The organism is Cohnella sp. GCM10027633 (genome assembly GCF_042675445.1).
Taxonomy (GTDB): domain Bacteria; phylum Bacillota; class Bacilli; order Paenibacillales; family Paenibacillaceae; genus Cohnella.
Genome location: NZ_JBHTGV010000001.1, coordinates 486,551 through 511,722 on the forward strand (window position 1 = coordinate 486,551; position 25,172 = coordinate 511,722).

The 25,172-nt window shown below is 60.5% G+C and carries 24 protein-coding genes; 3 read left to right on the top strand and 21 right to left on the bottom strand.

Going from position 1 to position 25,172, the window contains the following annotated elements; translation table 11 throughout:
• Nucleotides 1–23: 23 nt before the first annotated feature.
• The 12 genes from ACFQZG_RS02085 to metH form a co-directional block, all read right to left on the bottom strand.
• Nucleotides 24–1,634, bottom strand: a complete 1,611-nt coding sequence (locus ACFQZG_RS02085; RefSeq protein ID WP_378149569.1) for a serine/threonine protein kinase — start codon at nucleotides 1,632–1,634, stop codon at nucleotides 24–26.
• Nucleotides 1,635–1,753: 119 nt separating this feature from the next.
• Nucleotides 1,754–2,779 carry a 23S rRNA (cytidine(2498)-2'-O)-methyltransferase RlmM gene (locus ACFQZG_RS02090; RefSeq protein WP_378149570.1) on the bottom strand — a complete coding sequence of 342 codons (1,026 nt, stop codon included), beginning with the start codon at nucleotides 2,777–2,779 and terminating at the stop codon, nucleotides 1,754–1,756.
• 3 nt (nucleotides 2,780–2,782) lie between these two features.
• Nucleotides 2,783–3,559 (bottom strand): ABC transporter ATP-binding protein, encoded by a 777-nt coding sequence (locus tag ACFQZG_RS02095; RefSeq protein ID WP_378149572.1) that lies wholly within the window; start codon nucleotides 3,557–3,559, stop codon nucleotides 2,783–2,785.
• Between the two features lie 41 nt (nucleotides 3,560–3,600).
• Nucleotides 3,601–3,909 (bottom strand): thioredoxin family protein, encoded by a 309-nt coding sequence (locus tag ACFQZG_RS02100; protein ID WP_378149573.1) that lies wholly within the window; start codon nucleotides 3,907–3,909, stop codon nucleotides 3,601–3,603.
• A complete protein-coding gene (locus ACFQZG_RS02105; protein ID WP_378149575.1) occupies nucleotides 3,902–4,252 on the bottom strand; it encodes a cyclic-phosphate processing receiver domain-containing protein in 351 nt (116 codons plus the stop codon). The genes ACFQZG_RS02100 and ACFQZG_RS02105 overlap by 8 nt, the downstream gene beginning before the upstream one ends.
• A gap of 3 nt (nucleotides 4,253–4,255) precedes the next feature.
• Nucleotides 4,256–5,092: a deoxyribonuclease IV gene (locus tag ACFQZG_RS02110; protein ID WP_378149577.1), complete on the bottom strand. Its 837-nt coding sequence runs from the start codon at nucleotides 5,090–5,092 to the stop codon at nucleotides 4,256–4,258.
• 2 nt (nucleotides 5,093–5,094) lie between these two features.
• A complete protein-coding gene (gene mutM, locus ACFQZG_RS02115; protein WP_378149578.1) occupies nucleotides 5,095–5,913 on the bottom strand; it encodes a bifunctional DNA-formamidopyrimidine glycosylase/DNA-(apurinic or apyrimidinic site) lyase in 819 nt (272 codons plus the stop codon).
• Nucleotides 5,914–5,957: 44 nt separating this feature from the next.
• Nucleotides 5,958–6,803 (bottom strand): HAD-IIA family hydrolase, encoded by an 846-nt coding sequence (locus ACFQZG_RS02120; protein ID WP_378149580.1) that lies wholly within the window; start codon nucleotides 6,801–6,803, stop codon nucleotides 5,958–5,960.
• A 364-nt stretch (nucleotides 6,804–7,167) separates the two neighbouring features.
• The gene (locus tag ACFQZG_RS02125) at nucleotides 7,168–8,583 is read right to left on the bottom strand and encodes a ribonuclease H-like domain-containing protein (RefSeq protein WP_378149581.1); all 1,416 of its coding nucleotides are present in this window, start codon (nucleotides 8,581–8,583) and stop codon (nucleotides 7,168–7,170) included.
• Nucleotides 8,580–10,865, bottom strand: coding sequence for a DEAD/DEAH box helicase (locus tag ACFQZG_RS02130; protein WP_378149582.1), 2,286 nt, complete (start codon nucleotides 10,863–10,865; stop codon nucleotides 8,580–8,582). The genes ACFQZG_RS02125 and ACFQZG_RS02130 overlap by 4 nt, the downstream gene beginning before the upstream one ends.
• Nucleotides 10,866–11,019: 154 nt before the next feature.
• Nucleotides 11,020–11,988, bottom strand: a complete 969-nt coding sequence (locus tag ACFQZG_RS02135) for a metal-dependent hydrolase (RefSeq protein ID WP_378149583.1) — start codon at nucleotides 11,986–11,988, stop codon at nucleotides 11,020–11,022.
• Nucleotides 11,989–12,153: 165 nt separating this feature from the next.
• Nucleotides 12,154–15,606, bottom strand: coding sequence for a methionine synthase (gene metH / locus ACFQZG_RS02140; RefSeq protein ID WP_378149584.1), 3,453 nt, complete (start codon nucleotides 15,604–15,606; stop codon nucleotides 12,154–12,156).
• A gap of 145 nt (nucleotides 15,607–15,751) precedes the next feature.
• Here metH and ACFQZG_RS02145 point away from each other — a divergent pair, with 145 nt between their 5' ends.
• Nucleotides 15,752–16,291 carry a 1,2-dihydroxy-3-keto-5-methylthiopentene dioxygenase gene (locus ACFQZG_RS02145; RefSeq protein WP_378149585.1) on the top strand — a complete coding sequence of 180 codons (540 nt, stop codon included), beginning with the start codon at nucleotides 15,752–15,754 and terminating at the stop codon, nucleotides 16,289–16,291.
• A gap of 63 nt (nucleotides 16,292–16,354) precedes the next feature.
• On the opposite strand, the gene ACFQZG_RS02150 is transcribed toward ACFQZG_RS02145, so the two are convergent.
• From ACFQZG_RS02150 to yneA, 5 genes are all read right to left on the bottom strand, one after another.
• Nucleotides 16,355–16,918 carry a nucleotidyltransferase family protein gene (locus ACFQZG_RS02150; RefSeq protein WP_378149587.1) on the bottom strand — a complete coding sequence of 188 codons (564 nt, stop codon included), beginning with the start codon at nucleotides 16,916–16,918 and terminating at the stop codon, nucleotides 16,355–16,357.
• A 66-nt stretch (nucleotides 16,919–16,984) separates the two neighbouring features.
• Nucleotides 16,985–17,776, bottom strand: a complete 792-nt coding sequence (locus tag ACFQZG_RS02155; protein ID WP_378149589.1) for an HAD family hydrolase — start codon at nucleotides 17,774–17,776, stop codon at nucleotides 16,985–16,987.
• A 13-nt stretch (nucleotides 17,777–17,789) separates the two neighbouring features.
• Complete coding sequence (locus ACFQZG_RS02160; protein WP_378149590.1) at nucleotides 17,790–18,311, bottom strand: hypothetical protein; 522 nt, start codon at nucleotides 18,309–18,311, stop codon at nucleotides 17,790–17,792.
• A 47-nt stretch (nucleotides 18,312–18,358) separates the two neighbouring features.
• Nucleotides 18,359–18,550 carry a DUF896 domain-containing protein gene (locus ACFQZG_RS02165; protein ID WP_378149592.1) on the bottom strand — a complete coding sequence of 64 codons (192 nt, stop codon included), beginning with the start codon at nucleotides 18,548–18,550 and terminating at the stop codon, nucleotides 18,359–18,361.
• A 135-nt stretch (nucleotides 18,551–18,685) separates the two neighbouring features.
• The gene (yneA, locus tag ACFQZG_RS02170) at nucleotides 18,686–19,102 is read right to left on the bottom strand and encodes a cell division suppressor protein YneA (protein ID WP_378149593.1); all 417 of its coding nucleotides are present in this window, start codon (nucleotides 19,100–19,102) and stop codon (nucleotides 18,686–18,688) included.
• Between the two features lie 161 nt (nucleotides 19,103–19,263).
• Between yneA and lexA the strand changes: the two genes are divergently transcribed.
• Together lexA and ACFQZG_RS02180 are read left to right on the top strand one after the other, a co-directional pair.
• Nucleotides 19,264–19,884, top strand: a complete 621-nt coding sequence (lexA, locus tag ACFQZG_RS02175) for a transcriptional repressor LexA (RefSeq protein WP_378149594.1) — start codon at nucleotides 19,264–19,266, stop codon at nucleotides 19,882–19,884.
• Nucleotides 19,885–20,048: 164 nt separating this feature from the next.
• Nucleotides 20,049–20,591 carry an NADPH-dependent FMN reductase gene (locus tag ACFQZG_RS02180; RefSeq protein ID WP_378149596.1) on the top strand — a complete coding sequence of 181 codons (543 nt, stop codon included), beginning with the start codon at nucleotides 20,049–20,051 and terminating at the stop codon, nucleotides 20,589–20,591.
• Nucleotides 20,592–20,686: 95 nt separating this feature from the next.
• Here ACFQZG_RS02180 and glnA read toward each other — a convergent pair whose 3' ends face one another.
• From glnA to hflX, 4 genes are all read right to left on the bottom strand, one after another.
• On the bottom strand, nucleotides 20,687–22,015 hold the full coding sequence (glnA, locus tag ACFQZG_RS02185; protein WP_378149598.1) for a type I glutamate--ammonia ligase: 1,329 nt from the start codon (nucleotides 22,013–22,015) through the stop codon (nucleotides 20,687–20,689).
• Nucleotides 22,016–22,046: 31 nt separating this feature from the next.
• Nucleotides 22,047–22,460 carry a MerR family transcriptional regulator gene (locus tag ACFQZG_RS02190; RefSeq protein ID WP_378150426.1) on the bottom strand — a complete coding sequence of 138 codons (414 nt, stop codon included), beginning with the start codon at nucleotides 22,458–22,460 and terminating at the stop codon, nucleotides 22,047–22,049.
• A 104-nt stretch (nucleotides 22,461–22,564) separates the two neighbouring features.
• Nucleotides 22,565–23,833 (bottom strand): methionine gamma-lyase family protein, encoded by a 1,269-nt coding sequence (locus tag ACFQZG_RS02195; RefSeq protein WP_378149599.1) that lies wholly within the window; start codon nucleotides 23,831–23,833, stop codon nucleotides 22,565–22,567.
• Nucleotides 23,834–23,888: 55 nt separating this feature from the next.
• The gene (hflX, locus tag ACFQZG_RS02200; protein ID WP_378149600.1) at nucleotides 23,889–25,172 is read right to left on the bottom strand and encodes a GTPase HflX; all 1,284 of its coding nucleotides are present in this window, start codon (nucleotides 25,170–25,172) and stop codon (nucleotides 23,889–23,891) included.

Consider the following 25,172-nt stretch of genomic DNA (forward strand, 5'->3'; position numbering starts at 1 on the left):
GCGCTTATCCCGGAAACCGCGACTTAGCGCTTCGGCTTGTCCGCGACGAGGGCGACGAGCAGCTTCTCCATCGCCGCGTCGATCCGCCTAGCGGTGCGTTTATCGTCGGGCAAGCCTTGACCTCGCCATAGCGACGCCAACATCGTCTCGCCTTCCAACTGCGGCAGCAACGCGCCCGGACGCGAGGGGAACAGCTCCAGCCACGCCCCGCGGCCGGGAAACGATTGATCCCGGTTGGCGATCCAATCGAACGCGACCGGCGGGCTATTCCTGCCTCGAGCGAGTTGCAACGCGATGCACGCCTCCTGCCTTCCCTTCGTCCACTTCGACGGATCGCAATCCGCCACCATCCATATTCGGTCCGCCGCTTCCCGCAGCCAGCTCAACGACTCCGTCTTCGCCCATCCGCTAGAGACGTCGAGCAATACGATCGGCATGCCCAATCTGCGAAGCCAATTCGTGAACTCGTCGCCAGGCGGTCCCATTGCCGTCGCTCCCGCCTCCGGATCGATCGGATAGTACGCGGCCGCTACGCTGCGCCATGCCGGCGACGTCGGCTGCAAGCCCGAACCGTCCGCGTACGCGGCGCCTCTGGGCCGATGCTTGTCCCCGTTCAGCCGCGCGTACAGCTCCGGCCCCGCGCAGCCGGGACACTCGACGAGCGCGTGAGCGATGCCCGCGCGGGACAGAGCCGCCGACGCGGCCATCGCGGCGAACGTCGCGCCTGCGCCCGGGTACGCCGAAGCGACCGCCACGACGGTTACGCCTGACGACAGCGCATCGGCGCGAATCAAGCCGTCGGCTCGATTCGCAGGCTCGCCTCTCTCTCCCTCGGGCATGATTCGCGACAATTCTTCCCTCAGCTCGCTAGCCGACTGCGGACGCGAAGCGGGATCTGCGGCCAACAGCCGATCCATCAGGCGCGCGAACGGCGGCGGAACGTCGCCCTGCAGCGCCTCCTTCATGCTCCCGCGATGTCGCATCGCGAATCGGCCGCCGGATAGCAGGAAGTAAGCGAACGCCCCGAGCGTATACAGGTCGGTTCTCGCGTCCGACTGCGCGCCCTGCATCTGCTCGGGAGAAGCGAATCCCGGTGTGCCCAGACGCAACGTGTCGGCATGTTCTCCGGGGCGGTAACGGCGGGCGATGCCGAAGTCGACGAGAATCGCCCGGTCCCGGCGGTCGATCAGCACGTTGGACGGCTTCAAATCCCTGAAGACGATCGGCGGGGATTGCGCGTGCAGGTAGGCGAGAACGTCGCACAGTTGCAGCAGGTAGCGCAGCAACGGCCGGAACGGCAGCCGCAAGCCGAATCGCTCGAACCGTTCCGCCAACGTATCGCCGGCGATGTAGTCCATGACGATGCAGGCGAGCCCGTTCGCGTCCGGCGGGTAATAGTCGACGATCGCGGGCAGATGCGGATGCGACAACCCGCTCATCAGCTTCGCTTCGGACACGAACGCGTCCCGCTCCTCGGGCAGCGGCTTCGTTAGCTTCAGCGCCACCGTCTTCCCGTTCAGCCTCGAATCCTCCGCCAAGTAGACGCGCCCCATTCCGCCTTGGCCGATCTGCATGACGACGCGGTATCTTCCCGCGTATACGTCCCCTTCTCTCAGCAAGCCGTTCTCTTCCACGTGGATTGCCTCCTTATCGATATAAAAAATCCCGCACGCGGAGCCAACCTGTCGCCAGGCTTGCTTCGGTGCGGGATGCTTTCCCACGGTCGATTGAATATGCGAGCTCGAGTCACGCGTTACGGCTTGCGCCTTACCCACATTGTAACCTCTTCGCGATTGTGGAACAACTGCTTCACCTTGCGGATCTCGAACCGTTCGGAGTAGGCTTCGGTCAAATCCTGTATGCTCTGGAACGGCTTCCGGTACATGAGCTTCAGCGTAACGATGCCGGAGCCTCCGGCCGACAGCGCGGACGACAGCTCGTTAACGATGCGGCACGTGTGGTAGGGATCCCAGCTCATGTCGCAGACGAGCAAGTCGAACGTGCCCGGAGCGAACGACAGCTCCGCCGCGTTCTTGCGCATATGGCGAAGGCGCGGATGCAGCGCGAGCGACTCGTCCATCTCCGCCGGATCGACCGCCGTTACCTTGAGTCCCCGCTCCAGCAGTACCGACGTCCAGCCGCCCGGCGCGGCGCCAAGGTCGAGCGCGTTCGTGAACCTGTCGAGCGGCAGCCCGAACGCTTGCTCCGCCTCGAGCAGCTTGAACGCCGCGCGCGAGATGAGCGCTTCGTCGCGGCGGAACCGGATCGCTCCGCCCGGCCAGTCGGACAGATTATCCTTCGGCGCGGAGCATCCCAGGTATAGCGTCTTCCGAGACGAGTAGACCGAGACGATCCAATCCGCGTCGCGCGCGACGACTTCGCCCCCGAGCTCGCGGACGACTTCGGCCATGACGTCCCTCGCTTCAGCGGAGCCGAACGGGAACGGGCTGTCCTGCGCCTTGCGCACTTGTATGGCGACCTTCTTGCCGCCGACGCGATCCGCCAGCCGGGCGGCGTATTCCCTGAGCGCCTCTACGGTCGGATCCGCTTCGCCGGAGACGGGAACTTCGGCCTCCACGGGGAAGAGGTGCCGCAGGAACACCGGCTCCTTCTTCCGCAGCTCTTTCAATAGTTGCTCGGGTTCGTAATCGCCCGAGGTGAAGCTGAACGTCTCCGCGGCGGCGACGCCCGACACCTTCGTCCCGCGCACGCGGCGGCGCAGCTCTTCCATGGCGTACGGCGCGAAGCCCGGGTTCGCCGTTCCGATGTATGTAATCAATGTTTAGTCCTCTTCCTTCCCGACTTGAATCCAGGGCCGATCGCGGAGCCACTCGACGGTCAGCGGCACGTCGTACGCGGCTTCGAGCCATGCCGGCGTCAGCACTTCGCGCTTCGGACCGGATGCGACGATCTTCCCATGCGACATAAGCGCGACATGCGTGAATATCGGTATGATTTCTTCGATATGATGGGTCACATACAGCATCGACAATTTATTGGCCGTTAACCCCGTAAGAGAATCCAGAAACCGCTCGCGCTCGAACAAGTCCAATCCGGCGCACGGCTCGTCCAGAATGAGCAACTCCGGCGACGCCATGATCGTGCGCGCGAGCAGTACCTTCTTGCGCTCGCCTTGGGACAGCGTCCCGAACGGCTGCTCCGCCAATTGCCGCAATCCGACGTTACCGAGCTCTTCGTAAGCCTTCTCGCGCACTTCCTGCGGCACTTCCTCGTACATGCGCAAGTAAGCGAACGCGCCTCCCGCGACGATCTCCCACACCGGATCCCTCAGCGTGAATTTCTCGATGAGCGACGCGCCGATGTAACCGATTTTTTTGCGTACCTCGCGCACGTCGACTTGCCCGTACCGGTTGCCAAGGACGTCCACCGTTCCCGTCGTCGGGAATAAGTAGCCCGTGATCATCTCCAGCACGGTCGTCTTCCCGCAGCCGTTGCGGCCGAGCAGCGTCCAATGCTCTCCCTGCTTCACGCTCAGGTCGACGCCTTGCAGAATGTCGCGATCACCCCGGCGCAGCGTTAAGTTCCGTAATTCGATCATTCGTTCGTTTCCCCTTCCCCTGCGGGACGCCAAGTCGCCGCTTAGCTCCGGTCCAGCCGTTCCACGATGTCCGTTACGGAAGGGAAGCGGTATTGCTTGGACCATTCGCCGTTACTATTCTTCACGAGCAAGCAAGGCACGCTCTCGATCCGATGGACTTGGGCGATGCCCGGCATCGCGTTCAAATTTGCGGCATAGAGCCGATAGTCGGGCCTCATCTCGCCGACGATTCCGAGCATACGCCTGGCCAACGCGCACGTTCCGCACAGCGGCGTATGCACGAACACCGCAAGCGGGCCGGGCTCCTCCGCCCACGCCCGCTCCCAATCCGCGCGTTCCCATTCAAGCATCCCGTCTCGCTCCCGCGGCGGCGACTCTATCGAGCATCGCCTGCGGCATCGGGCCGTCGTGAACGACGACGCCCGGGGGATTCGCCGCCCGCAGGTCGCGAACCATCTGGGCTCTGCCCATCAAGCTGGAGGAATGTACGTACACCTCGCGCGGATAATGACCGCCGGCGATCATGCCGTGAACGACCGACAAGCCGTTCGGCTGGCCGTAACCGAGCTCGAAATCGAGCGATAGCACGTCCACTTCGCTCTCCGATAGCAAGAGCAAGCATTCTTCCGCCGATCTGGCGACGACGAATCCGCGCGGACAAGGTCTTACGTCGTCCAAATACACGTTAATCATCCGTCATTCCTCCTCCGACAGCCGCCTTGCCAGCATCAATTGCTCGCGATGCGACAGGCCTTCGCTTGTAGGCGTTTCCAATAATAGAGGCGCTTTCCTGATTTCCGGCGTGGCGAGCAGCTCCCGGAACCCCTTCTCGCCGATCCATCCCGCGCCGATAGGCGCATGCCTGTCTTTGCGCGAGCCTTGGGGGTACCGCGAATCGTTCAAGTGCACGGCGCGCAGGCTATCCCATATCCGCAGCTCCCGCGCCCGCTCGGCGAACGCCTGCCAGCCGCCCGGCTTCCATGCGCCGCTCGCGAACAGATGGCACGTATCGAGACAGAACCCGATCTTCTCCGGCTCATCGCTGAGCGATCGGATCTGCGCCCATTCCTCGGGCGTCGTCCCCATCGGTCCGTGATCGCCTGCCTGATTCTCGATAAGAATAAGCGCCTCGCCGTTCCATGCCGACGTTACCTTGTTGAGCCACTGTATTATATTTCGATAGCCCTCAAGCGGATCCTGCCCCTTGAACGTGCCGAAATGCACGACGACCCCGATCGATCCGCAAGCTTCCGCGATCGCGAGATCGTTCAGCGTGCAAGCCGCCATCCGGTCGCCCGCCTCCCCGGTCATCGCCGGGTTGACGGGGTACGGTCCATGGGCGATCGACGAAATTCCCCGCTCCCGGCACCACGCTTTGCAGCGCGAAGCATCGGCCGCCGAGAACGTCTTGGTCGCGAGCGTGCGGGGATTTTTCGGAAAATATTGATAAGCGTCGCCGCCGATCTCGACCGCGGATTCCGCCGCTTGCCGATAGCCGCCGCGCGTGCTTACATGGCTGCCGATGCGGATCATCGTTACGCGTTGCCTTGGCAATGGGGACAATAGAACATTTTGCGGCCGGACAACGTCTCGTGCTTGATCTCGTGCCCGCATTCGCCGCACGGTTCTCCGCCGCGGTCATAGACGAGGCAGCGGTCGTTGTACCCGCCGGTTACGGCGTCGTCCGCCGTCAGCGGCTGCTCCATGTATCCGCCCGCTTCCTTCGCCGCGAGCAGCACCGTCTTCATCGCCTCGTACAGTCGCCCCGCTTGCTCTTCGTTCAGATCCGAGCATGCCGTCGCGGGATGGAGCTTCGCCGCGAAGCAGATCTCGTCGCTATAACAATTGCCGATGCCGGCAATGAACTTCTGATCGGTCAGCGTCGACTTCAGTCTGCCGCGTTTACCGCTTAATCGCTTGCGGAACGCCTCCGGCGTAAGTCTCGCGTCGAACGGCTCCGGTCCGAGCTGCTTCATCTGCTCGAGCGCGGCTTTGGCGGTCATCCGGTGCAAGAACCCGAGCCTCAGCCCGCCGAAATACAAGCTGTTGCCGTCGGCAAGCCGCACGATGACCTGATAATGATCGTCATCCTTGGGCGCCCGTTCGCCGTAAAATATCCAACCGCCAAGCATCAGATGCAACACCAGCCGGTTACCATCGTCCAAGTGGAACAACAAATGCTTGCCTCTGCGTTCGACGAACAGGATCGTGCGCGTCGCAAGCGATGCTATGAATTGCTCCGCCGGCTCGTTGACCGTCGCCTCGCGGTTCACGACCGCGCCCGTAATCTTCTTGCCGCTGACGAGCGACGACAGCTGCGTGCGGTAATGCTCCATTTCCGGCCATTCCGGCATGATGTTTCTCTCCTCCTATGTTCGCGGCGAGGGCTTGCTCTCGCCTATCGCGCGCCGATCGCGTCGATCAGCTTCTCCAACGCGTCCAGATGCTCGCACACTGCATCCGGACGGGCATCGGCGGCTTCGCACTCTCGCCGCCAATTGTCTTCGTCGCAGTAACCCGTCAGCACGAGTATCGCCTTGCATCCCGCAACGTTACCCGCTTTGATATCGGTATGCGGATTGTCCCCGATCACCCATGCGCGGTCGGGAGCGGTTCCCGCCAATCGCAATGCATAATCCATTAAGATGGAAGAAGGCTTCCCGATCACGACCGGCTTTATGCCTGTCGCCGCTTCGAGCGCCGCTCCGATCGTGCCCGCCCCGGGCAGGAAGCTGCCTTCCATCGGGAGCAAGCGATCCGGGTTCGTCTGCACGAACGCGGCTCCGGCCAGCAGATGGTTAATGCCGACGCGCAGTTTCTCGTAGGAGAGCTCTCGATCGAGCCCTTGCACGACGACGTCGGCCCGCACGGCTCGATCGGATCCTTCGACGATCCGAACGCCGGCTTCCCGCAGCGCTTCGCGAAGCCCGCGCTCGCCGATCACGAACGCATCGGCTTGCGAATAATGCATCTGTACATAATAGGCGGCAGCCATCGCGGACGTGACGACGCGCCGTTCCTCGGCCTCGATGCCGAGATGACTTAAGTGCGCGGCTACTTCCGCGGGCGTGCGGGTCGAGTTGTTCGTAACGAACCAACAGGGCAATCCCTCGCGCGACAACTTCCCGATGATCCGGTCCGCGCCGGGGATGCGTTCGTTCCCGCGATAGAGCGTGCCGTCCAAATCGAACAATAGCGCATCCGGCTTCGATCTAAGCCGTGCGTCTTCCAAGATCGGTTCCAACGTTGCGCTTACCCCTTCCGGTTCGATCCGCGCTCGCCTGTTGTCGAATTTGCGGTTATCTTCATGCAAGGCCACGAAAAAAGAGGCCTTGCGGCCCCTTCATTCTATCATATCGGCGATCGAATTGCCGCATCTTGTCAGCGGCGGCTTGTCGTCGGCCATGAGTCGGAGGTCGGGCGGCCGATTATCGGCGATTTAGCGTTATGGGACAGCGTTATTCCGACGATCGACCAACATTCGGCGATTTAGCGTTATGCGACAGCGTTATTCCGACGATCGACCAGCATCAGGCGATTTAGCGTTATGAGACAGCGTTATTCCGACGATCGACCAACATTCGGCGATTTAGCGTTATGCGACAGCGTTATTCCGACGATCGACCAGCATTCGGCATCCGCCCGATCTTCGCCTGCAAGCGATCCACCCTGCGCTGCAGCTTTTCCCTCTCGTCGCTGCGCGACGCGGTCGACCGAAGCATCCGGGCGCGGCGGCCGAGCAGTTCCAGCGCGCGCCTCGCGTAGCTTAATGCCGTTAACGGATCCTTCGTCCGATGCTCGTAATGCATCGCCAGCTCCACGAACGCGTCCGGCCTCGGCAACTGCGCTTGCTCCGCGCTCGCCGCGATCGCCTCCCATAGCGCAACCGCGCGCTCGTTCGAACCCAGCTTCTTGTATCTCGCCGCCAGCGGCAAGCACCATGCCGCCGTTCCCGCGTCCGCCCGCTCCGCTAGCCGATCGTACAGCCGCTCGGCATGCGCCAGCTGACCGTGCTTCTCGAGCCAGGACGCCGTACAGTACAGTTCCTCGCCGCTCTCGTCGTCGCGTTCGTCCTCATCCGGCCGATCCTCTAGCAATCTGGCGAAATGGACCGCGAGCGCCGCCAGCGTCAGCACGTCCTTCTCGTTATGCGTATAAACGCCGTGCAGATGCGCGGGATTGCCGTCGTTCAAGTATTGCACGTACAAGGCCGGCGCCATCGTACCCGGCACGTCCTCCCCCCGGAGGAAGCCGAGCCGCTCCTCTTCGACGACCGCCAGCCTGCACGAGACGAGCGTCTTCCGCCATAGCGCCCTCGAAGGGTGAAGGAAGTCGAGATGCCCCGGCTCGGCGCCGTTCGTGCGCCAGCCGTTCATGATGTAGCGGTTAACGAGCACCGGCCAATCGAACGTCCGGCCGTTATAGGTAACCAGATGGTCCTTATCCTTCAGATGCGTCAGCAAGTATTCGAGCATCGCCCGTTCTTCGCCGGGGTGGCGAATGAGCGTCTGTTCGACGACAAAAGCACCCTCGGCATAATACCCGAAGCCGACCATGAACGGCACGTTGCCCGCGCCGACGCCGAGCCCCGTCGTCTCCGTGTCGAGGAACAGCATGCGGCTCGCTTCGACGGGAGCAGCCTCGCGGGCTTGGTTCTGCCTCGCGGCGACGGGGGTCAGCGACGCCGCGCAGTCCGGCAGCTCTTCGAGCCCGTATCTCCCGTGCATATACGGCAACGGATACGCGATGCGCCGGAGCAAGAAGCTGCCGCCGTCGTTCGAGATCTCCTCGACGCCGATGGACCGAAAGCCGGGATGAACCCGCGCATCGTTCCCGTCTACCCGCTCGGCCGCGACGCCGCTCCGATTGCCGCCGGATCCGCGTCTATCGCCTTGCCCGCCGCCCCCTTCCGAAGCGACGCTCTCCGCCGCGCCCCCCGTCTCCCCGGCCAACGCCGCCTCCGCGGCTTCCGAAGCTTGCGCCGCCGCGCGAAGCCGCTCCAGCCGCTCTCTCAGCCCGCTCACGCTTCCGCCCTCGCGCTCCGCAGCAGCGACAGCGCCTGCGTCTTGCCGAGCAAGCCGACCTCTTCGATCGGCCCGACGCAAGCCGGGCAACCGCTCAGGCAGCCGCAGCCGACGATAAGACGTTCGGCCTCGTCGAGCAGCTCGTCGTGCATCTCGTACAGCCGCTGGCTCAGCCCGATGCCGCCCGGATAACGGTCGTAGAAGTAGATCGTCGGCTGCTTCGTGTGCGTCGCCTTGACTTGCGGCACGACGCGTATGTCGAACGGATCGCACATCAAGTGCAGCGGCGCGAGGTGGATGAGCACGTTCGCCAGCCCGAGCAGCGCCATCTGCATATCGTTGGCGCTGCGCTTAGCCGTCTCTTCCTCCGAGAACGAGAACCAATAGCCGCTCGTGTGCAGAATCTCCTCCGGCAGATGAATCGGTCCCGAGCCGATGTTCTCGTGCGTGCGCAGCCGGATCTTCTTGAAGATCGTCGGCTTCGCCATGACGGTCACTTCCCCGTAATGCCGTTCGAGCGGTCCCGAACGCGCCTCCCGGTCGACGTGCAACACCTTCAGCTCCACCGCCAAGCTGGCGTCGGTGAAGTAGTCGACGTTCACTTGGCGGACGTACGCCTTCTTCTCCGGATAATCGAGCTTCTCGACTTGATATTGCACGCCTTCGTGCAAGTAGATCGCTTCCTCGTGGACGAGCGTCGGCGCGCTGAACCGGTCGACCTCGCCGATGACCTTGTGCCCTTCGGTCATGTCGATAATGACGATGTTCTCCTGCGCCGCCGTGCGAAGCGAGATGTTGTGGGCGGGGAACGCCTGCTCCATCCAATACCAGCGCGTCCCGACGTGATGCAGCACCTTCTCCTCGACGAGAAACTCGAGCAGATCGGTCAGCTTCTCGCCGCCGAACGAGTCTCCTTCCTCGAACGGCAATTCGTAAGCCGCGCACTTGATATGATCGAGCAGAATGAGCAGATTGTCCGGATGGATGCGCGCTTCCTCCGGCGGACGGCCGAGGAAGTAGTCCGGATTCTGTATCAAATACTGATCGAGCGGGTTGCTGCTCGCGACGAGGAACGTCACAGAGCTGCCGTGGCGGCGCCCGGCCCGGCCGGATTGCTGCCACGTGCTCGCGATCGAGCCCGGGTAGCCGTTCAGCACGCATGCTTGCAGCTGCCCGATGTCGATGCCGAGCTCGAGCGCGTTCGTGCTGACGACGCCCCGGATCTCCCCGCTGCGCAGTCCTTTCTCGATCTCGCGGCGCAGCTTCGGCAAGTAGCCGCCGCGGTAACCGCGTATCGTCTTCTTGCCGAGCTCCCCCTTCACGAGCTCCTGCAAGTACGTCAGCAGAATCTCGACCCGAACCCGGCTGCGGGCGAATACGATCGTCTGGATGCCGCTCCTCAGCAGCAGCGCGGCGAGCTTCTGCGACTCCAGCACGCTGCTTCGGCGGATGCCGAGCTGCTGGTTGACGACCGGCGGATTGTAGAACACCATGTGCTTCTCGCCCTGCGGCGCGCCGTTGTCGTCGACGAGCGCGACCGGCTCGCCGAGCAGCCGCTCCGCGTGCTCTCGCGGGTTGCGGATCGTCGCCGACGCGCACAGGAATTGCGGATTGCTGCCGTAAAAATTGCAAATGCGCTTCAGCCGCCGGATGACGTTCGCCACGTGGCTCCCGAATACGCCGCGGTAGGCATGAAGCTCATCGATAATGATGTATCGGATATTCTCGAACAGCTTCACCCATTTCGTATGGTGAGGCAATATCGCCGAATGCAGCATATCCGGGTTCGTGACGACGATGTGGCCGGCGTTGCGGATCGCCGTGCGGACCGTCGGCGGCGTATCGCCGTCGTACGTGTGCGTCTTGATGTCGACTTCCATCAGGTCGGCCAGCTTCTGCAGCTCCGCGACCTGATCCTGCGCCAGCGCCTTCGTCGGGAACAAGTACAGCGCCCGGGCGCTGTCGTCCGTCAGCAGCGTCTGCAATACGGGCAGGTTGTAGCAGAGCGTCTTCCCCGACGCCGTCGGCGTGACGGTGACGACGTGACGCCCTTCCGACACCGCGCCGAACGACGCCGCTTGATGCGTGTACAGCTCCGTGATCCCTTTGGCGCGCAGCGCTTCGGACAGCTTCGGGTGAATATGCGAAGGCAGCGGCACCGTCCTGGGCGGACGCGCCGGCTGCGTGTGCCAATGCGTAACGTTATCCATCAGCTCGCGCTTGCCTTTCAGCAAGCCGATCCATTCTTCCATCGATTCCGCTTTTTCCGTCAACGGATTCATGGGCATTGCTCCTAGCGATCGTTTTTCTCTCTATTGTACAGAATATATGTTCGCCTAGCAATGGAAAACGAGCCTTGCGGCCCGTTTCGACATTCCTGTCGTCTCCTGCGCTTTCCCGGGAAAGTTTTCGGAAAATTCGCTTCAGTCCGCCCGTTTAAACGTATGGATATTGCCATGCCCGCTTATGCCAGCCGATGCGATGCGCGAGCACGTTCAATTGCTGATCGAGCACCACTTCCGCGCGATAAGGCCACTCCCGCTCCCGCCAAAAACGAACATCCGTCCATGTTACCGTATAACGTCCGTCCGCCCCCATCGTCCAAGTGACGTACTTGCGCTTGGCGAAATCGTTCAGCGTTCGTACCGAGGGCACCCCGAGCGACGCGTCCACGCAAGGATGCGGCATACTCGGGGGAAGCTTGCGCGTCGTAACGATCCGGTCGCCGACGATCCAGCCGAGCTCGAACCCTTCCTCCGTCTGCGCGGCGAATTGCCAGCGGAACCACCATAGCCCGGGCAGCACGTGCACCGAGCGCCAGCGACGGAACCTCCGCTTCAGCTTAGCAACCATTCGGCGGTGGTGCGAGATCCGCCAGACGGCATATAGGACCGTGACGACCCATGCGACCGCCCCGGCAATCCCGACGTCCGGCCACCAGCCCGCGAACCATCCGGTTGCGACCGTCGCGTGTAACGCCGCGAGCCAAGGGTCGGTTAAGCACAACGCGTCCAGATGCAGCCATTGCTTGTGCCAAGGCAACAGAAATTGCACGCCGTACGCGTTCGTCCAATCGAATAGCACGTGAACGGAGACGGCGGCCAATGATACCGCGAACAACAACCAGAAGGAGGCTCCCGAACCCCATAGCCAAGCCGACGCTCCGCCGATCAACGCCGCCCAGCCGAACCAAGCGGGTATCGAGTGCGTCCAGCTGCGGTGATATTTCCAATAGGCTTCCATGCTCTTCAACCTGACGACCGAATCGAGATCCGGCGCGTGCGATCCTGCGAGCGTCGCCGTCAGCACCGCCGCGGAGAGATAGGGGTCCGCCGCGACGGACGGGTGAAGCTGCGCCATTGCCGCGAGAGACGCTCCGAACAACAAATGAGAACATGTATCCATGCATCATCCGTCCTTTCGCGGGTACATATACTGCCCCTACTCCAGTGTAAAGAGACAGTGTTAGCACCGTTGCGAACGGACGTTAACGCCGTATTATCTCCGCGCGCGAGGCACCAAAAAGGCGGAACGCCTCTAAGCGCCCCGCCTCGTTCCAATGCGATTCGATTACGCCTTCTCGACGTTGAAGTACTGCGCTTCCGGATGGGCGAACACCATCGCGGACACCGAAGCTTCCGGCTCCATCATGAATCCTTCCGTCAGATGAACGCCGATGTCTTCCGGCTTCATGAGCTCGAACAGCGGCCCTTGGTCTTCGAGATCCGGGCAAGCCGGGTAACCGAACGAGACGCGAATGCCTTGGTATCTCGCGCCGAAGCGCTGCTTCATCGTCATCTCCGCCGGATCCGGGAAGCCCCAGCTGTCGCGCATGATCTGATGCACGCGCTCGGCGAGCCCTTCGGCCACCTCGAGCGCGGTCGCGAGCAGCGCGTGGGAGCGCAAGTAATCGCCGCTCTCCTTCCACTTCTCGCCTTGTTCGCGCGCCCCTTGGCCAGCCGTCACGACGAGGAAGCCGACCGTATCCATGACGCCGCTCTCGACGGACTTCAGGAAGTCCGCCAAGCAGAGGTACGGCGCCACCTGCTGGCGCGGGAACGAGAACCGCTTCAGCACGCGGGTCGTATCCGCGGGGTCGTAGACGAGGATGTCGTTGCCCTCCGACTGCGCCGGGAAGAACCGGTACATCGCCTGCGGGTTCAACCATCCGTGCTGCTGCGACAAGGAGATGACTTCGTCGACAGTCTCCTTGAGGTTCGTCGTCCGCTCGTCGCCGGCGGCCAGCAGTTCTTCCACGTTGCCCTTCAGGCCCAAGTGATGGCCGAGCAGCATCTGCAGGTTCACGTACGGCATGACGTGCGGCAGCGGGTAGTCCCGAATGACGTGGCGGTCGAAGTCCGGCGCCTTGAAGATCGGCGCGTCTTGCGAGATTTCAGAGCGACGAGCGCGGGTCTGCTCCGGCAGCACCTTCGGCGCCTCGCCCTGCTCGGCGATCGCCTTCTGCTCGGCCCAATGCTCCTGCTCGATACGCTCGCGGTGAGCCGGATCCTGCAGCTTGTTCGCGATATCGAGCCCGTCCATCGCGTCCTTCGCGTACATGACGATGCCTTCGTACTCCGGCGCGATCCGGTTCTTCGTGAACTTGCGCGTCAGCGCGGCCCCGCCGACCAAGATCGGCGCGTCGATGCCCGCGCTGCGCAAATCCTGCGCCGTGACGACCATCTGCTGGGCGGACTTGACGAGCAGGCCGGATAGGCCGATCGCGTCCGGTTTCTCGGCGCGGGCCGCTTCGATGATCTGATCCGGCGGCACCTTGATTCCGAGGTTCACGATCTTATAGCCGTTGTTGGATAGAATGATCTCGACGAGGTTTTTGCCGATATCGTGCACGTCGCCCTTGACGGTCGCGAGCAGAATCTTCCCCTTCACCGCGGATTCGTTCTTCTCCATGTGCGGTTCGAGCTGCGCGACCGACGCCTTCATGACTTCGGCGCTCTGCAGTACCTCCGCGACGATCAGCTCGTTGTTGTTGAACAGACGACCGACCTCTTCCATCCCCGCCATGAGCGGACCGTTAATAATTTCAAGCGGAGCGTATTTGGCGAGCGCCGCGTCGATATCCGCGGGCAAGCCTTCCTTGCTGCCTTCCACGACATAGCCGGAGAGACGTTCCTCCAGCGTCAGGTTCGAAGCCTTGACCTTCTTCTCGACCTTCTTGTCGCGGAACGCGGCGACGAACGCCGCGAGCGTATCGTCGTTCGTATCGTAGATGAGCGCCTCGGCGAGCTTGCGCTCTTCTTCCGGAATGGACGCGTAGCGCTCCAGCTTCTCGGTGTTCACGATCGCGTAGTCGAGACCGGCTTTCGTGCAATGGTACAAGTAGACGGAGTTCAGCACTTCGCGCCCCGCGTCAGGCAAGCCGAACGAGATGTTGCTAAGGCCGAGAATCGTCTTCGCGCGCGGGTACTTCTCCTTGATCATCCGGATACCTTCGATCGTCTCGACTGCGGATCCGATATATTGCGGATCGCCCGAGCCGATCGGGAACATGTTCGGGTCGAAGATGATATCGTCCGGCTGCATGCCGTACTTGCCGGTGAGCAACTCGTACGAGCGGGTCGCCACTTCCATTTTCGCTTCGCGGGACACCGCTTGTCCCCGTTCGTCGATCAGGATGCACACGACGGCCGCGCCGTATTGATGAATAAGGGGCAAGATCTTCTCGAATTTCGATTCGCCGTCCTCGAGATTAATCGAGTTAATGATCGCCTTGCCCTGCGAATACTTCAAACCCAGCTCGATGATATGGTCGTACGTCGAATCGAGCATGAGCGGCGCTTTGATCTTCTTCGTGACCATCGGGAGAAAATGATTGACCGCGTACTCCTCGTCGATATCGGTGTCCTGCAAGTTGATATCGATAATATGCGCGCCGCCCTTCACTTGGGAACGGGCGATCTCCGACGCTTCGTCGAACTTCTCTTCCTTGATCAGACGCTTGAACTTCCGCGAGCCGGAGATGTTCGTCCGCTCGCCGATCATGATCGGGCGGTTGTCGTCTTCGATATAGACGGTATCGATGCCGGAGACGGCCGGCGGATGCGAGCCCTCTGGCTTACGGGGCGATAGATCCTTCATCGCCTCCGCCATGGCGGCGATATGCGCGGGCGTCGTCCCGCAGCAACCGCCGACGATGTTCAGCCAGCCTTGGTCGGCGAAGGCGCGCAGCTTCGTCGCGAGCGACTCCGGCGTTTCGTGGTAATGACCGTTCTCGTCGGGGAGCCCCGCGTTCGGGTAACAGCTGACCGCGACGTCGGCGATGCCGGAGAGCGTCCGGATATGATCGCGCATGAATTCCGGCCCCGTCGCGCAGTTCAAGCCGACGGAGATCGGCTTCAAATGCTCGAGAGAAACATAGAACGATTCGATGTTCTGTCCCGCTAGCGTCGTGCCCATCGGTTCGATCGTGCCGCTGATCATGATCGGCAGCGTGACGCCAGTCTTCGCGTAAGCCTGGCGAACGGCGATGCCCGCGGCCTTGACGTTGAGCGTATCCTGGGACGTCTCGATCAAGATCGTATCGACGCCGCCTTCGATGAGCGCGACAACCTGCTCTTCGTAGCTGACGACGAGCTCGTCGAACGTCACGCCTCCCGTGACGGACAGCGTCTTCGTCGTCGGACCGAGCGCGCCGGCCACGAATCTCGGCTTATCCGGCGTCGAATATTTGTCGCAGGCATCGCGGGCGAGCTTGGCCGCCGCCAGATTAATCTCTCTCGCCTTCTCCGGAATGTCGTATTCCTGCAGGACGACGCTCGTCGCGCCGAACGTGTTCGTCTCGATCAGGTCGGACCCCGCGGCCAAGTATGCCTCGTGAATGCCTTGGATGACGTCCGGTCTCGTCAGCACGAGCATCTCGTTGCAGCCGTCCAGCTCCTCTCCGCCGAAGTCGGCTTCGACCAGATTCGCTTGCTGTATCATCGTCCCCATGGCGCCGTCGAGGATCAGGATGCGTTTCGTTAGCTCCTCTTGCAGAGAAGGTTTCGTATGCGTTACAGTCATAATTAGAATCGCTGCCCCCGTCTGTCAAATCATTAAATTCTATAGTAACAGAATCGCATTAGGACGAAAAGGTGCACATCGACATGGTTTGCAAACTGCTTTATAATTAAGTCTATAATCCAGATTGGGAAAAGAGGAATTAACGATGGCTGAAATCCGTATCCGCAACACGAACGAACGCATTAGTGGCGAGCAGGCGGTTCGCGAGTTCCTGAATAAGCAAGACGTGCTGTACGAACACTGGGACGCCGCCAAGCTCCCGGAGCGCCTGCAAGAGAAGTTCGCGCTGACCGACGAAGACAAGAGCGAAATCCTGTCGACGTTCGACTCCGAGATCCGGGATCTCGCCGATCGCCGCGGCTATAAGACTTGGGACGTCATCGCCCTGTCCGAGGCGACGCCGAACCTCGATGAGCTGCTGAAGAAGTTCGAGAACGTGCATACGCATACCGAAGACGAAGTTCGCGCCATTACGGCCGGCCGCGGCATCTTCATCATCAAAGGCAACGAGGAAGTCGGCTACTTCGACGTCGAGCTCGAAGCCGGCGACGTCATCTCCGTTCCGGAAGGCTACGCTCACTTCTTCACGCTCATGGACAACCGCCAGATCGTCGCCGTTCGCCTCTTCATCGAGCCTGCCGGCTGGGTCGCCCACAACTACGACGATCCTGCATTCGTGAAGTAAGCCAATTGCTGTATAAATAAAAGACGTACGGACCGTATTCGGTTTCGTACGTCTTTTTGGTCTTCACCCCTCCAAGATCGTCAGCCGATGCCACTTCTCCCGCCAGTTTTTATCGGTGATTCGTTTCCTGTAAATTCCGATCTTCTCAGGGGATAAGTAATACGGCGTCGGACGCACGATGAGACGTACTAAGTCTTCTACTCCGTACGGAGCAATGAGTTGCACATTTCCCTTCGCGTCTATATGGGCGCCGATGGCCGTGCACGTCTCCGGAAAATGGGCCAATCCGTCAGCGGTCGAAACGTATGGCGAATGACCGGATTTCGCATGCATGCGGGCTTGATTTTTAACCGACCACGGGATCGAACCGTCCATGGCAAGCAGCGCAATCTCGTACTCTTGTTCCGTACGCTCGCTCGTATCGGCGGCATCGTAATAGACGACGTCGACGTCCGGCAATGCCGTCGGGGCATCGAAGCCATGAAGAGCATCCCATACTTTCGAACGAATGAATCCGGCGCATACGCAGGAGTCAGGCAGGCGTAACTGCCTTACGCAACGGAGGACGTGCATCATCCTCTCATCGCAAGCTATCCATTCGGCAATGTCTTGCTCCCTCATCCGCATTCCTCTCTCCCCTTACAAAAAACGAAGACAGCGCGGGACGCTGTCTTCGAAGTCGATGATTGCGGTTTATAACGTCTTGAGCAGACCGGGCAATTCCGTCAAGCTGCGAATTTCGTGCTTCGGCACGATATCTCCGCTCAGCTTCGTCTCGTGGCGGTTGATCCACACCGAAGTCATGCCGACGCCGTTCGCCCCGAGAATGTCGGTCGTCAGCTTGTCGCCGACCATGACGCCTTCGTCAACCGTAATGCCGATCCGTTCCATCGCGTGCGCGAACAGCCGCGGCGACGGCTTGCCTTCGCCAAAATCGCCGGAGATGACGATCGCGTCGAAGTAAGGAACGAGCGTCGGCATGCCGTCAAGCTTCTCCTGTTGCAGATCCGGGGAACCGTTCGTGAGCAAGAGCAGCTTATAGTCCTGGCGAAGCTCGTCCAATACGGCGAACGTCTCTTCGTATACGTAAGGCAGGCTGCGGCGCTGCGCCGGGAAGTACTCCGCCAGCTTCTGTCCGAGACTCGGATCGTCGACGCCGAGCGCCGCCAATCCCGCGGTCCAAGCATTCGTGCGGTAAGCCGGAGCGAGCTGTTCCAGCTTGCGGAACATGTCGTGCTCGCCTTTCTTGAAGTTGCCCCACAGCGCTTCGAACGGATTGATACCGATCATCTGCGTGAACGTATACGTCTCGTACGTCTCGTACAGCGCTCGCGCTTCCTTGCGGACGGAAGCTTCCAATTCGGCTTCGTTCAGCCCCGTCGCTTCCGCGGCGAGCTTGCACGTGTTGCTGAACGCTTCCGTTACGCTTCTCTCGTCCCATAACAACGTATCGTCTAGATCGAATAGAACTGCCTTAATCGACATCGGTGCGGTCTCCTCACTTCGTCTTCTGTTCGAATTCCACTTGGTGCAGGTCTGCGTATACTTTCAGCCGCTCGGCCATCAGGTCGATCGGGAATCGGTTCATCAATTTCGAGAATACCCAGTTCGAGCCTTTGACGGTGTCGATCACGACATAGCCGGGCTGAATCGTGATCTTGCGAACCTCGGACGGCCGCAGCGTCTTGTAGCCCGTGAACTTGCGCGTCTCTAGCGTGTCCCGGGTGACGGACAAATAAGGGCGGCGCATGTAGTAGAAGAAAGCGAGCAGGACGTAACACCCGATCGTCACCCAGAACAGCGTCGGGTCGGTCAGGAATTCGTCGGACCACGGCTGCGCCAACGTCACGTAGAGCGCGATGAGCATGAGGAGCAGGATCGGGACGACGTAATTGCGCCCTTTGAATTTGTCGACATGCGGAGCGGATGTTGCGCTAATCGATTTTTTGCCGTCTCTTTTACGGCGTTTGTTCACTTGCTTGGCGTTCTTCTGAACCATGCGTTCCCATGAGCGGGACATAAAGCTCCTCCTCGTCAAATGCTGCTGCGTTAAGCCAACCGATCTATTTAATGTACAATCGTTGGTTTCTCGTCCGTGATTTCGATCTGGTCCAGCTGCTGCCGGAAGTTGTTCTTGAAGTTGACCAAGTATTCCTTGCGCAACCGATCGCGTTCGACCGTTTCCTCTTCCGTCAAGCCTTCGGCTTTGCTTTTGCGGGCCAATTCGTTAATGCGCCCAATCAGCTTCTCCATTTCCATGGCGTTGTCACTCCCTTCCGTATATCTTCTCTACTTTGACATTAACGGCGATGCGTTGTCAAGAAAACCGGGCACGCAAAAAAGACCGGGTTTCCCCGGTCTCGGAACATTCGTTCGCATCGCGTTCGTATTGCATTAAGGCAACATCTTGGCTGGTAAAATCAACGTCTGTCCTGCTTGTACGGACGACGAGGACAAACCGTTCCGCTTCTTGATGGCATGCACCGCGTCGCGCGTATCCATCGTATCCTTCTTATAGGAAGCGGCCAAGTCCCAGATCGTATCGCCGCTATCGACGGAGATCGAGATCTCCGTTGCCGTCGCCGGCGAAACCTCGGCGTCCGATGCGAACGTATGCGCGAACGCGAATCCGCTGAACAGAATCAGAAAGGCGAACAGTATAAAGAAGGAACGCGCGATGCCTAAGCCGCGATGCGAACGAGCCGGCGCTTGCGGCGCCGTCCGTCCCGCGTATGCTGGCTTAGCGTAAGCCGTACCGTTACGAAGCGTTGAAGCAGTTGCGGAAGAACCGGATACCCATGTATGTACCATTTACGCTCACCCCAAACATTTGTTCTGGTATCAGATTAGCACGAACATATGTGCTTGTCAACAAATTTTGGAACATTTGTTCGGCGGAACGAATGTTTGTGCGAACTCGAGTTCTGTGTTATAATTTGTCATCATGAGCTGATACATAGGGAGGGCTTGGCGTGTCCAAGATGTCCAATCGCCAAAATGCCATTTTAGACTTCATTAAGAACGAAGTGCGCGACAAAGGGTATCCCCCTTCCGTCCGCGAGATCGGCGAAGCCGTAGGGCTCGCATCCAGTTCCACCGTGCACGGCCACCTCGATCGCCTGGAGAAGAAAGGCTTGATCCGCCGCGATCCGACGAAACCGCGCGCGATCGAGATTCTGGGAGACGACGACAACGTGTTCGGACTGGCTGCCTCCGTTCGCCAAATTCCGCTCGTCGGCAAAGTAACGGCCGGCGTGCCGATAACGGCGACGGAGAACATCGAAGAGTACTTCCCGCTGCCGGCGACGATGGTCGGCGATCAACCGGTGTTCATGCTTTCCGTCCAAGGCGATAGCATGATCGAGGCCGGCATCCACGACGGCGACTACGTCATCGTACGCCAGCAGCCGAACGCTACGAACGGAGATATCGTCGTCGCGATGACGGAAGACAACGAAGCGACCGTCAAGACGTTCTATAAGGAACGCGATCATATTCGTCTCCAACCGGAGAATTCGAGCATGTCGCCTCTCCGCTATCCGAACGTCAGCATCCTGGGTAAAGTCATCGGATTGATTCGCTCGTTCATGTAAGCCGGCAAGCTCGCCGGCTCGGCGACAAGGCAGACCCGCTCATCGGGAGATGACGGGTCTGCCTTTTTTCTTGCTCGTTTGAACGTCGCTTATACTGGGTAATGACGATTGGACATACTATTTAACGAACGTGCTTTTAACGATAAACAATTCAGGAGGACGACATGTCACAATTGAAAATCGGAATTATTCTGGGCAGCACCCGCCAAGGCCGCGTTAGCCCTCAAGTCGGCGAATGGGTGAAGAAGCACGCGGATGCGCGCAACGACGCGCATTACGAGATCGTGGACATCGCGGACTACAAGCTGCCGATGTTCGGCGAGACGGACGCCACGGAGCAAGCGACGAAATGGAATACGACGCTCTCCGGACTCGACGGCTTCGTCTTCGTCGTCGCCGAGTACAACCACAGCATTACGGGTGCGCTCAAGAACGCGATCGACTACGCTCGCGACGCATGGAACAATAAGGCGGCCGGCATCGTCAGCTACGGCTCCGTAGGCGGCGCGCGCGCAGCCGAGCATCTGCGGGGCATTCTCGGCGAAGTATCGATCGCCGACGTTCGCGTCCATGTGGCATTGTCGCTGTTCACGGACTTCGAGAACGGCAGCACGTTCAAGCCCGCCGAGCTTCACCTGACGAACTTGAACGGCATGCTCGACCAAGTCGTCGCCTGGAGTGGCGCGCTCAAGACGGTGCGTTCGTAAACATCCGTTAGCGAATTTCACCCTATCTATACGGAAACCGGCCCCGCGAACGTCCGAAGACGCCGCGGGGCCGGTTATTATGCGTTGCGTTTATTCTAGAACGCCGTCAAATACTGATCGCGTTCCCATTGGTGGACTTGCGTTCTGTACATGTCCCACTCGATCTCTTTGAGCTCGTAGAAGTGGCTGAGCGCGTGATCGCCGAGCGTCTCGCATACGACGTCGTCGCGAAGCATCTCGGACAATGCTTCCTTCAAGTTGATCGGCAAGCTCGGAATGCCCGCGTCGATCCGTTCCTCTTCGCTCATCACGTAGATGTTGCGATCGACCGGCGGCGGAGACGTCATCTTGTTCGCGATACCGTCGAGACCCGCCTTCAGCATGACCGCAAGCGCCAAGTAAGGGTTGGCGGCCGGGTCCGGGTTGCGAGCTTCGATGCGCGTGCTAAGGCCGCGGGATGCCGGAATCCGAATCATCGGGCTCCGGTTGCTTGCGGACCAGGCTACGTAGCAAGGCGCTTCATAGCCGGGAACAAGACGTTTGTAAGAGTTGACCGTCGGGTTCGTAATGGCGGCGAAACCGCGCGCATGTCTCAAGATACCCGCCATGTATTGTCTAGCGATCGCGCTAAGACCAAGCTTATCGTTCGGGTCGAAGAACGCGTTCTCGTTGCCGCGGAACAACGATTGGTGGCAGTGCATGCCGGAACCGTTCATTCCGAACAGCGGCTTCGGCATGAACGTCGCATGCAAACCGTGCTGGCGCGCGATCGTCTTAACGACGAGCTTGAACGTCTGGATTTGGTCGGCCGCTTTGATCGCGTCCGCATATTTAAAGTCGATCTCGTGCTGTCCCGGAGCAACCTCGTGATGGGAAGCTTCGATCTCGAAGCCCATCTCCTCGAGCATAAGCACGATATCGCGGCGGCAGTTCTCGCCGAGGTCGGTCGGAGCGAGGTCGAAGTATCCGCCTTGGTCGTTAAGCTCCATCGTAGGGTTGCCCTTCTCGTCCGTCTGGAACAAGAAGAACTCGGGTTCGGGACCTACGTTCATCGCCGTGAAGCCCATCGCTTCCGCTTCCGAGAGCGCGCGCTTCAGAATGCCGCGAGGATCGCCCGCGAACGGAGTGCCGTCCGGCATGTAGATGTCGCAGATCAGACGCGCGACGCGATCTTGCGTCACCCATGGGAAGACGACCCACGTGCTCAGATCCGGGTACAGGTACATGTCGGATTCTTCGATCCGTACGTAGCCTTCGATCGAGGAGCCGTCGAACATCATTTTGTTATCGAGCGCCTTGTCCAGCTGGCTGAACGGAATCTCGACGTTCTTGATCGTTCCGAGCAGGTCGGTGAACTGCAACCGGATGAACCGAACGTTCTGTTCTTTCGCAATCCGTTTAATATCTTCGCGAGTATAGCTCATGACAGCCTCCTAATAATGGGCAACAGCCGCTTTATTTGTTCTTGAAAAACCGCGAAAGCTCGCCTTGGATGAGCGAGACTTGACCCGGACGCTTGCCTTGCATCAGCTGCTGCTTCAGCATGCGGTGAAGCTGGGAGTCGGACATCTCGCGCCGCTTGACCTCGGATACCTCGTTGATGACGGTCGCGTCGCTCTCGTTCTGCCCGACGGGGTTCATCACTTGCTTGATGCCTGCGATATTGACGCCCTTCTCGATCAGCGACTTGATCTCCATGAGACGTTCGACGTCGTTGAAGGAGAACAGTCGTTGATTGCCGTCCGTACGAGCGGGCTGGATAAGTTCGTGCTGTTCGTAATATCGGATTTGGCGGGCGGTTAGATCGGTCAGCTTCATTACGATGCCGATCGGAAACAACGCCATATTCCTGCGAATCTCGTCGCCCATGTCATACCAACCTTCCACGATTGCCTGCTGTTTTTGAAATCACTTTCATTGTAACGAAGTCGCAAAAACATGTCAAGGCATGTAAGGTTTGACCGTGCCCGAACTTACAAATATCCGCGTTCGCGGAAAACCGACAAAACCTGCTGTACAGCTAACTTCACATGCGCGTAAGTAAGTCCGCCTTGCATATATGCAATGTAGGGTTCCCTTATGGGAGCGTCCGCGGACAGCTCCAGACTGCCGCCTTGGATGAACGTTCCGGCGGCCATAATGACCGGGTGCTCGTACCCCGGCATGTCCCACGGCTCGGGCACGACGTGCGAATCGACCGCCGCCGCCCGCTGGATCGCCTGCACGAAATGAATGAGCGGCTCCGGGGCGCCGAAGCGGATCGCCTGGATCAGATCGGTTCGCGGATCGTCCCATCGCGGATGCGTCTCGAATCCGAGATTCGCGAAGACGGCGGCCGCGAACACGCTGCCCTTCACCGCTTGCCCGACGAGCAGCGGCGCAAGGAACAGCCCCTGGTAGATCGCCCTCGTCGTGCCGAGCATCGCGCCGACTTCGCCGCCGATACCCGGCGCGGTAAGCCGGAACGCAGCCAATTCCACCAGATCGGCCCTGCCCGCGATGTAACCGCCGCTGGACGCGAGTCCTCCTCCCGGGTTCTTGATGAGAGATCCCGCGATCAGGTCGACGCCGACTTCGGTCGGCTCGCGCTCTTCCGTGAATTCCCCGTAGCAGTTGTCGACGAAGACGGCCGCTTCGGGACGAAGATCCTTAAGCCGCGAGACCATGTCGCCGATCTGATCCACCGTGAACGAAGGACGCCAGCTATACCCTCTCGAGCGTTGGATGGCGAACACCTTCGTGCGATCGGTTAAAGCCGCCGCCACGCCGTCCCAATCGACCTCTCCGTCCTCCAGCAGCGGGACGAACGCGACGCGCACGCCCCAATCGGACAGCGAGCCCGTGCCGTCTCCCGGCTTGCCGATCACCTTATGCAGCGTGTCGTAAGGCTTCCCGGTCACGAACACGAGCTCGTCGCCCGGGCGAAGCATGCCGAACAAAGCCGCGGAGATCGTGTGGGTGCCCGATACGAGATGAGGCCTAACGAGAGCCGCCTCCGCGCCGAAGACGTCCGCGTACACGAGGTCGAGCACCTCGCGGCCGCGGTCGTTGTAGCCGTAGCCCGTCGATCCGGCGAAATGGTAATCGCTCACTTTGTGCTTCCGGAACGCCTGTATAACCTTCCACTGATTGCGCTCCACGATGCGATCGATGCTCTTGAACCGATCTGCCGCTTGCGTTTCCGCCGCGTCCGCCCAGCTCTCCCACGATTCGTCGAACGATGTAACGTTTCCGTCTTGCATGTACTTGACTTCCCTTCGGCTCTTGCGATTCCAATAATAGTCGATCGTTCCGGAACTATACCCGGAATTCCTCCAGCGCGCGTCCGCGCTTCTCCATGTCCGCCGGATTAAGCCTTACCGTCAACACTAGGATGTCGTCTTCGGCTTCCTGCAGCACGACTTCGCCGACGCGATATGCGAGCGCCGCCAAATCCCCGCGCGAAGCCGGTATGCGGAACGACGCGACGTCCCCTAGCAGGCGGTCCTCGATCGTCTCCCGCAATCGGGTCAGATCCGCCTCCGAGAAAGCGTTCATTCGGATCGTGTCCGGTCCTCCCGCGGGCAGCGATAACGTTGCCTCGTCGCAACGGTCGATCTTGTTATACACCGTCAACGTCGGCTTGCCGCCTGCGCCGAGCTCTTGCAGCACTTCCTCGACGACCCGCTGCTGACGCTCCCGCATCGGAGACGAGCTGTCGACGACGTGGAGCAGCAAGTCGGCCTCGTTCGCTTCCTCGAGCGTCGCCCGGAACGCGGCCACAAGATCGTGCGGCAAGTTCTGGATGAAGCCGACCGTATCGGTTAGCACCACTTCCTTGCCGCTCGGCAGCTCCAGCCCCCGGGACGTCGGATCGAGCGTCGCGAACAGCTTGTCCTCCGCGAGGACGTCGGCGGCCGTCAGCTGCCGGAGCAGCGTCGACTTGCCGGCGTTCGTATAGCCGACGAGCGCCACCTGCACGACGCCGGCTTTGCGCCTGCGTTCGCGGTGCAGCACGCGGTGCTGCACGACCGTCTCCAGCTGGCGCTTCAGCTCGCTGATCCGGTCGCGGATGTGCCGGCGATCCATCTCCAGCTTCGTCTCGCCCGGACCTCTCGTCCCGATGCCGCCGCCCAGCCGCGACAAATTAACCCCGTGCCCGGACAGGCGCGGAAGCAAATACGACAGCTGCGCGAGCTCGACCTGCAGGATGCCTTCGCGCGTTTTCGCCCGACCCGCGAAAATGTCCAGAATCAGCTGCGTCCGGTCGATAATCTTCAGATCGAGCGCCTCTTCCAGGTTGCGCACCTGCGCTCCGGACAGCTCCTGGTCGAAGATCGCTGTCGTCGCTTCGGTCTCCTCGGCCAGCGCTTTGATTTCCTGAGCTTTGCCTTTGCCGACGAACCATTTGGAGTCGGGAACGTCCTTATTCTGCATGATCGAGGCGATCACTTCGACGCCTGCGGTCTCGGCCAGCGATACGAGCTCCGTCAGAGACAGCTCGGGATCCGCGCCGGAACGCTTCACCGCGTCGGTCACCAAGCTGACGAGAATCGCCTTCTCCGGCAAGCCGGAGTCCGTATCGTACGCATTCATTTTCAT

What these genes read in the sequence shown, in the direction of transcription:
- ACFQZG_RS02195 (WP_378149599.1), bottom strand. Translation starts at nt 23,833, where the DNA reads ATGCAAGACGGAAACGTTACATCGTTCGACGAATCGTGGGAGAGCTGG.
- ACFQZG_RS02150 (WP_378149587.1), bottom strand. Translation starts at nt 16,918, where the DNA reads ATGCGGATGAGGGAGCAAGACATTGCCGAATGGATAGCTTGCGATGAG.
- metH (WP_378149584.1), bottom strand. Translation starts at nt 15,606, where the DNA reads ATGACTGTAACGCATACGAAACCTTCTCTGCAAGAGGAGCTAACGAAA.
- hflX (WP_378149600.1), bottom strand. Translation starts at nt 25,172, where the DNA reads ATGAAAATGAATGCGTACGATACGGACTCCGGCTTGCCGGAGAAGGCG.
- ACFQZG_RS02105 (WP_378149575.1), bottom strand. Translation starts at nt 4,252, where the DNA reads ATGATTAACGTGTATTTGGACGACGTAAGACCTTGTCCGCGCGGATTC.
- ACFQZG_RS02145 (WP_378149585.1), top strand. Translation starts at nt 15,752, where the DNA reads ATGGCTGAAATCCGTATCCGCAACACGAACGAACGCATTAGTGGCGAG.
- ACFQZG_RS02135 (WP_378149583.1), bottom strand. Translation starts at nt 11,988, where the DNA reads ATGGATACATGTTCTCATTTGTTGTTCGGAGCGTCTCTCGCGGCAATG.
- ACFQZG_RS02190 (WP_378150426.1), bottom strand. Translation starts at nt 22,460, where the DNA reads ATGGGCGACGAGATTCGCAGGAATATGGCGTTGTTTCCGATCGGCATC.
- ACFQZG_RS02180 (WP_378149596.1), top strand. Translation starts at nt 20,049, where the DNA reads ATGTCACAATTGAAAATCGGAATTATTCTGGGCAGCACCCGCCAAGGC.
- ACFQZG_RS02100 (WP_378149573.1), bottom strand. Translation starts at nt 3,909, where the DNA reads ATGCTTGAATGGGAACGCGCGGATTGGGAGCGGGCGTGGGCGGAGGAG.
- yneA (WP_378149593.1), bottom strand. Translation starts at nt 19,102, where the DNA reads ATGGTACATACATGGGTATCCGGTTCTTCCGCAACTGCTTCAACGCTT.
- glnA (WP_378149598.1), bottom strand. Translation starts at nt 22,015, where the DNA reads ATGAGCTATACTCGCGAAGATATTAAACGGATTGCGAAAGAACAGAAC.
- mutM (WP_378149578.1), bottom strand. Translation starts at nt 5,913, where the DNA reads ATGCCGGAATGGCCGGAAATGGAGCATTACCGCACGCAGCTGTCGTCG.
- ACFQZG_RS02110 (WP_378149577.1), bottom strand. Translation starts at nt 5,092, where the DNA reads ATGATCCGCATCGGCAGCCATGTAAGCACGCGCGGCGGCTATCGGCAA.
- ACFQZG_RS02160 (WP_378149590.1), bottom strand. Translation starts at nt 18,311, where the DNA reads ATGTCCCGCTCATGGGAACGCATGGTTCAGAAGAACGCCAAGCAAGTG.
- ACFQZG_RS02155 (WP_378149589.1), bottom strand. Translation starts at nt 17,776, where the DNA reads ATGTCGATTAAGGCAGTTCTATTCGATCTAGACGATACGTTGTTATGG.
- ACFQZG_RS02095 (WP_378149572.1), bottom strand. Translation starts at nt 3,559, where the DNA reads ATGATCGAATTACGGAACTTAACGCTGCGCCGGGGTGATCGCGACATT.
- ACFQZG_RS02130 (WP_378149582.1), bottom strand. Translation starts at nt 10,865, where the DNA reads ATGAATCCGTTGACGGAAAAAGCGGAATCGATGGAAGAATGGATCGGC.
- ACFQZG_RS02165 (WP_378149592.1), bottom strand. Translation starts at nt 18,550, where the DNA reads ATGGAAATGGAGAAGCTGATTGGGCGCATTAACGAATTGGCCCGCAAA.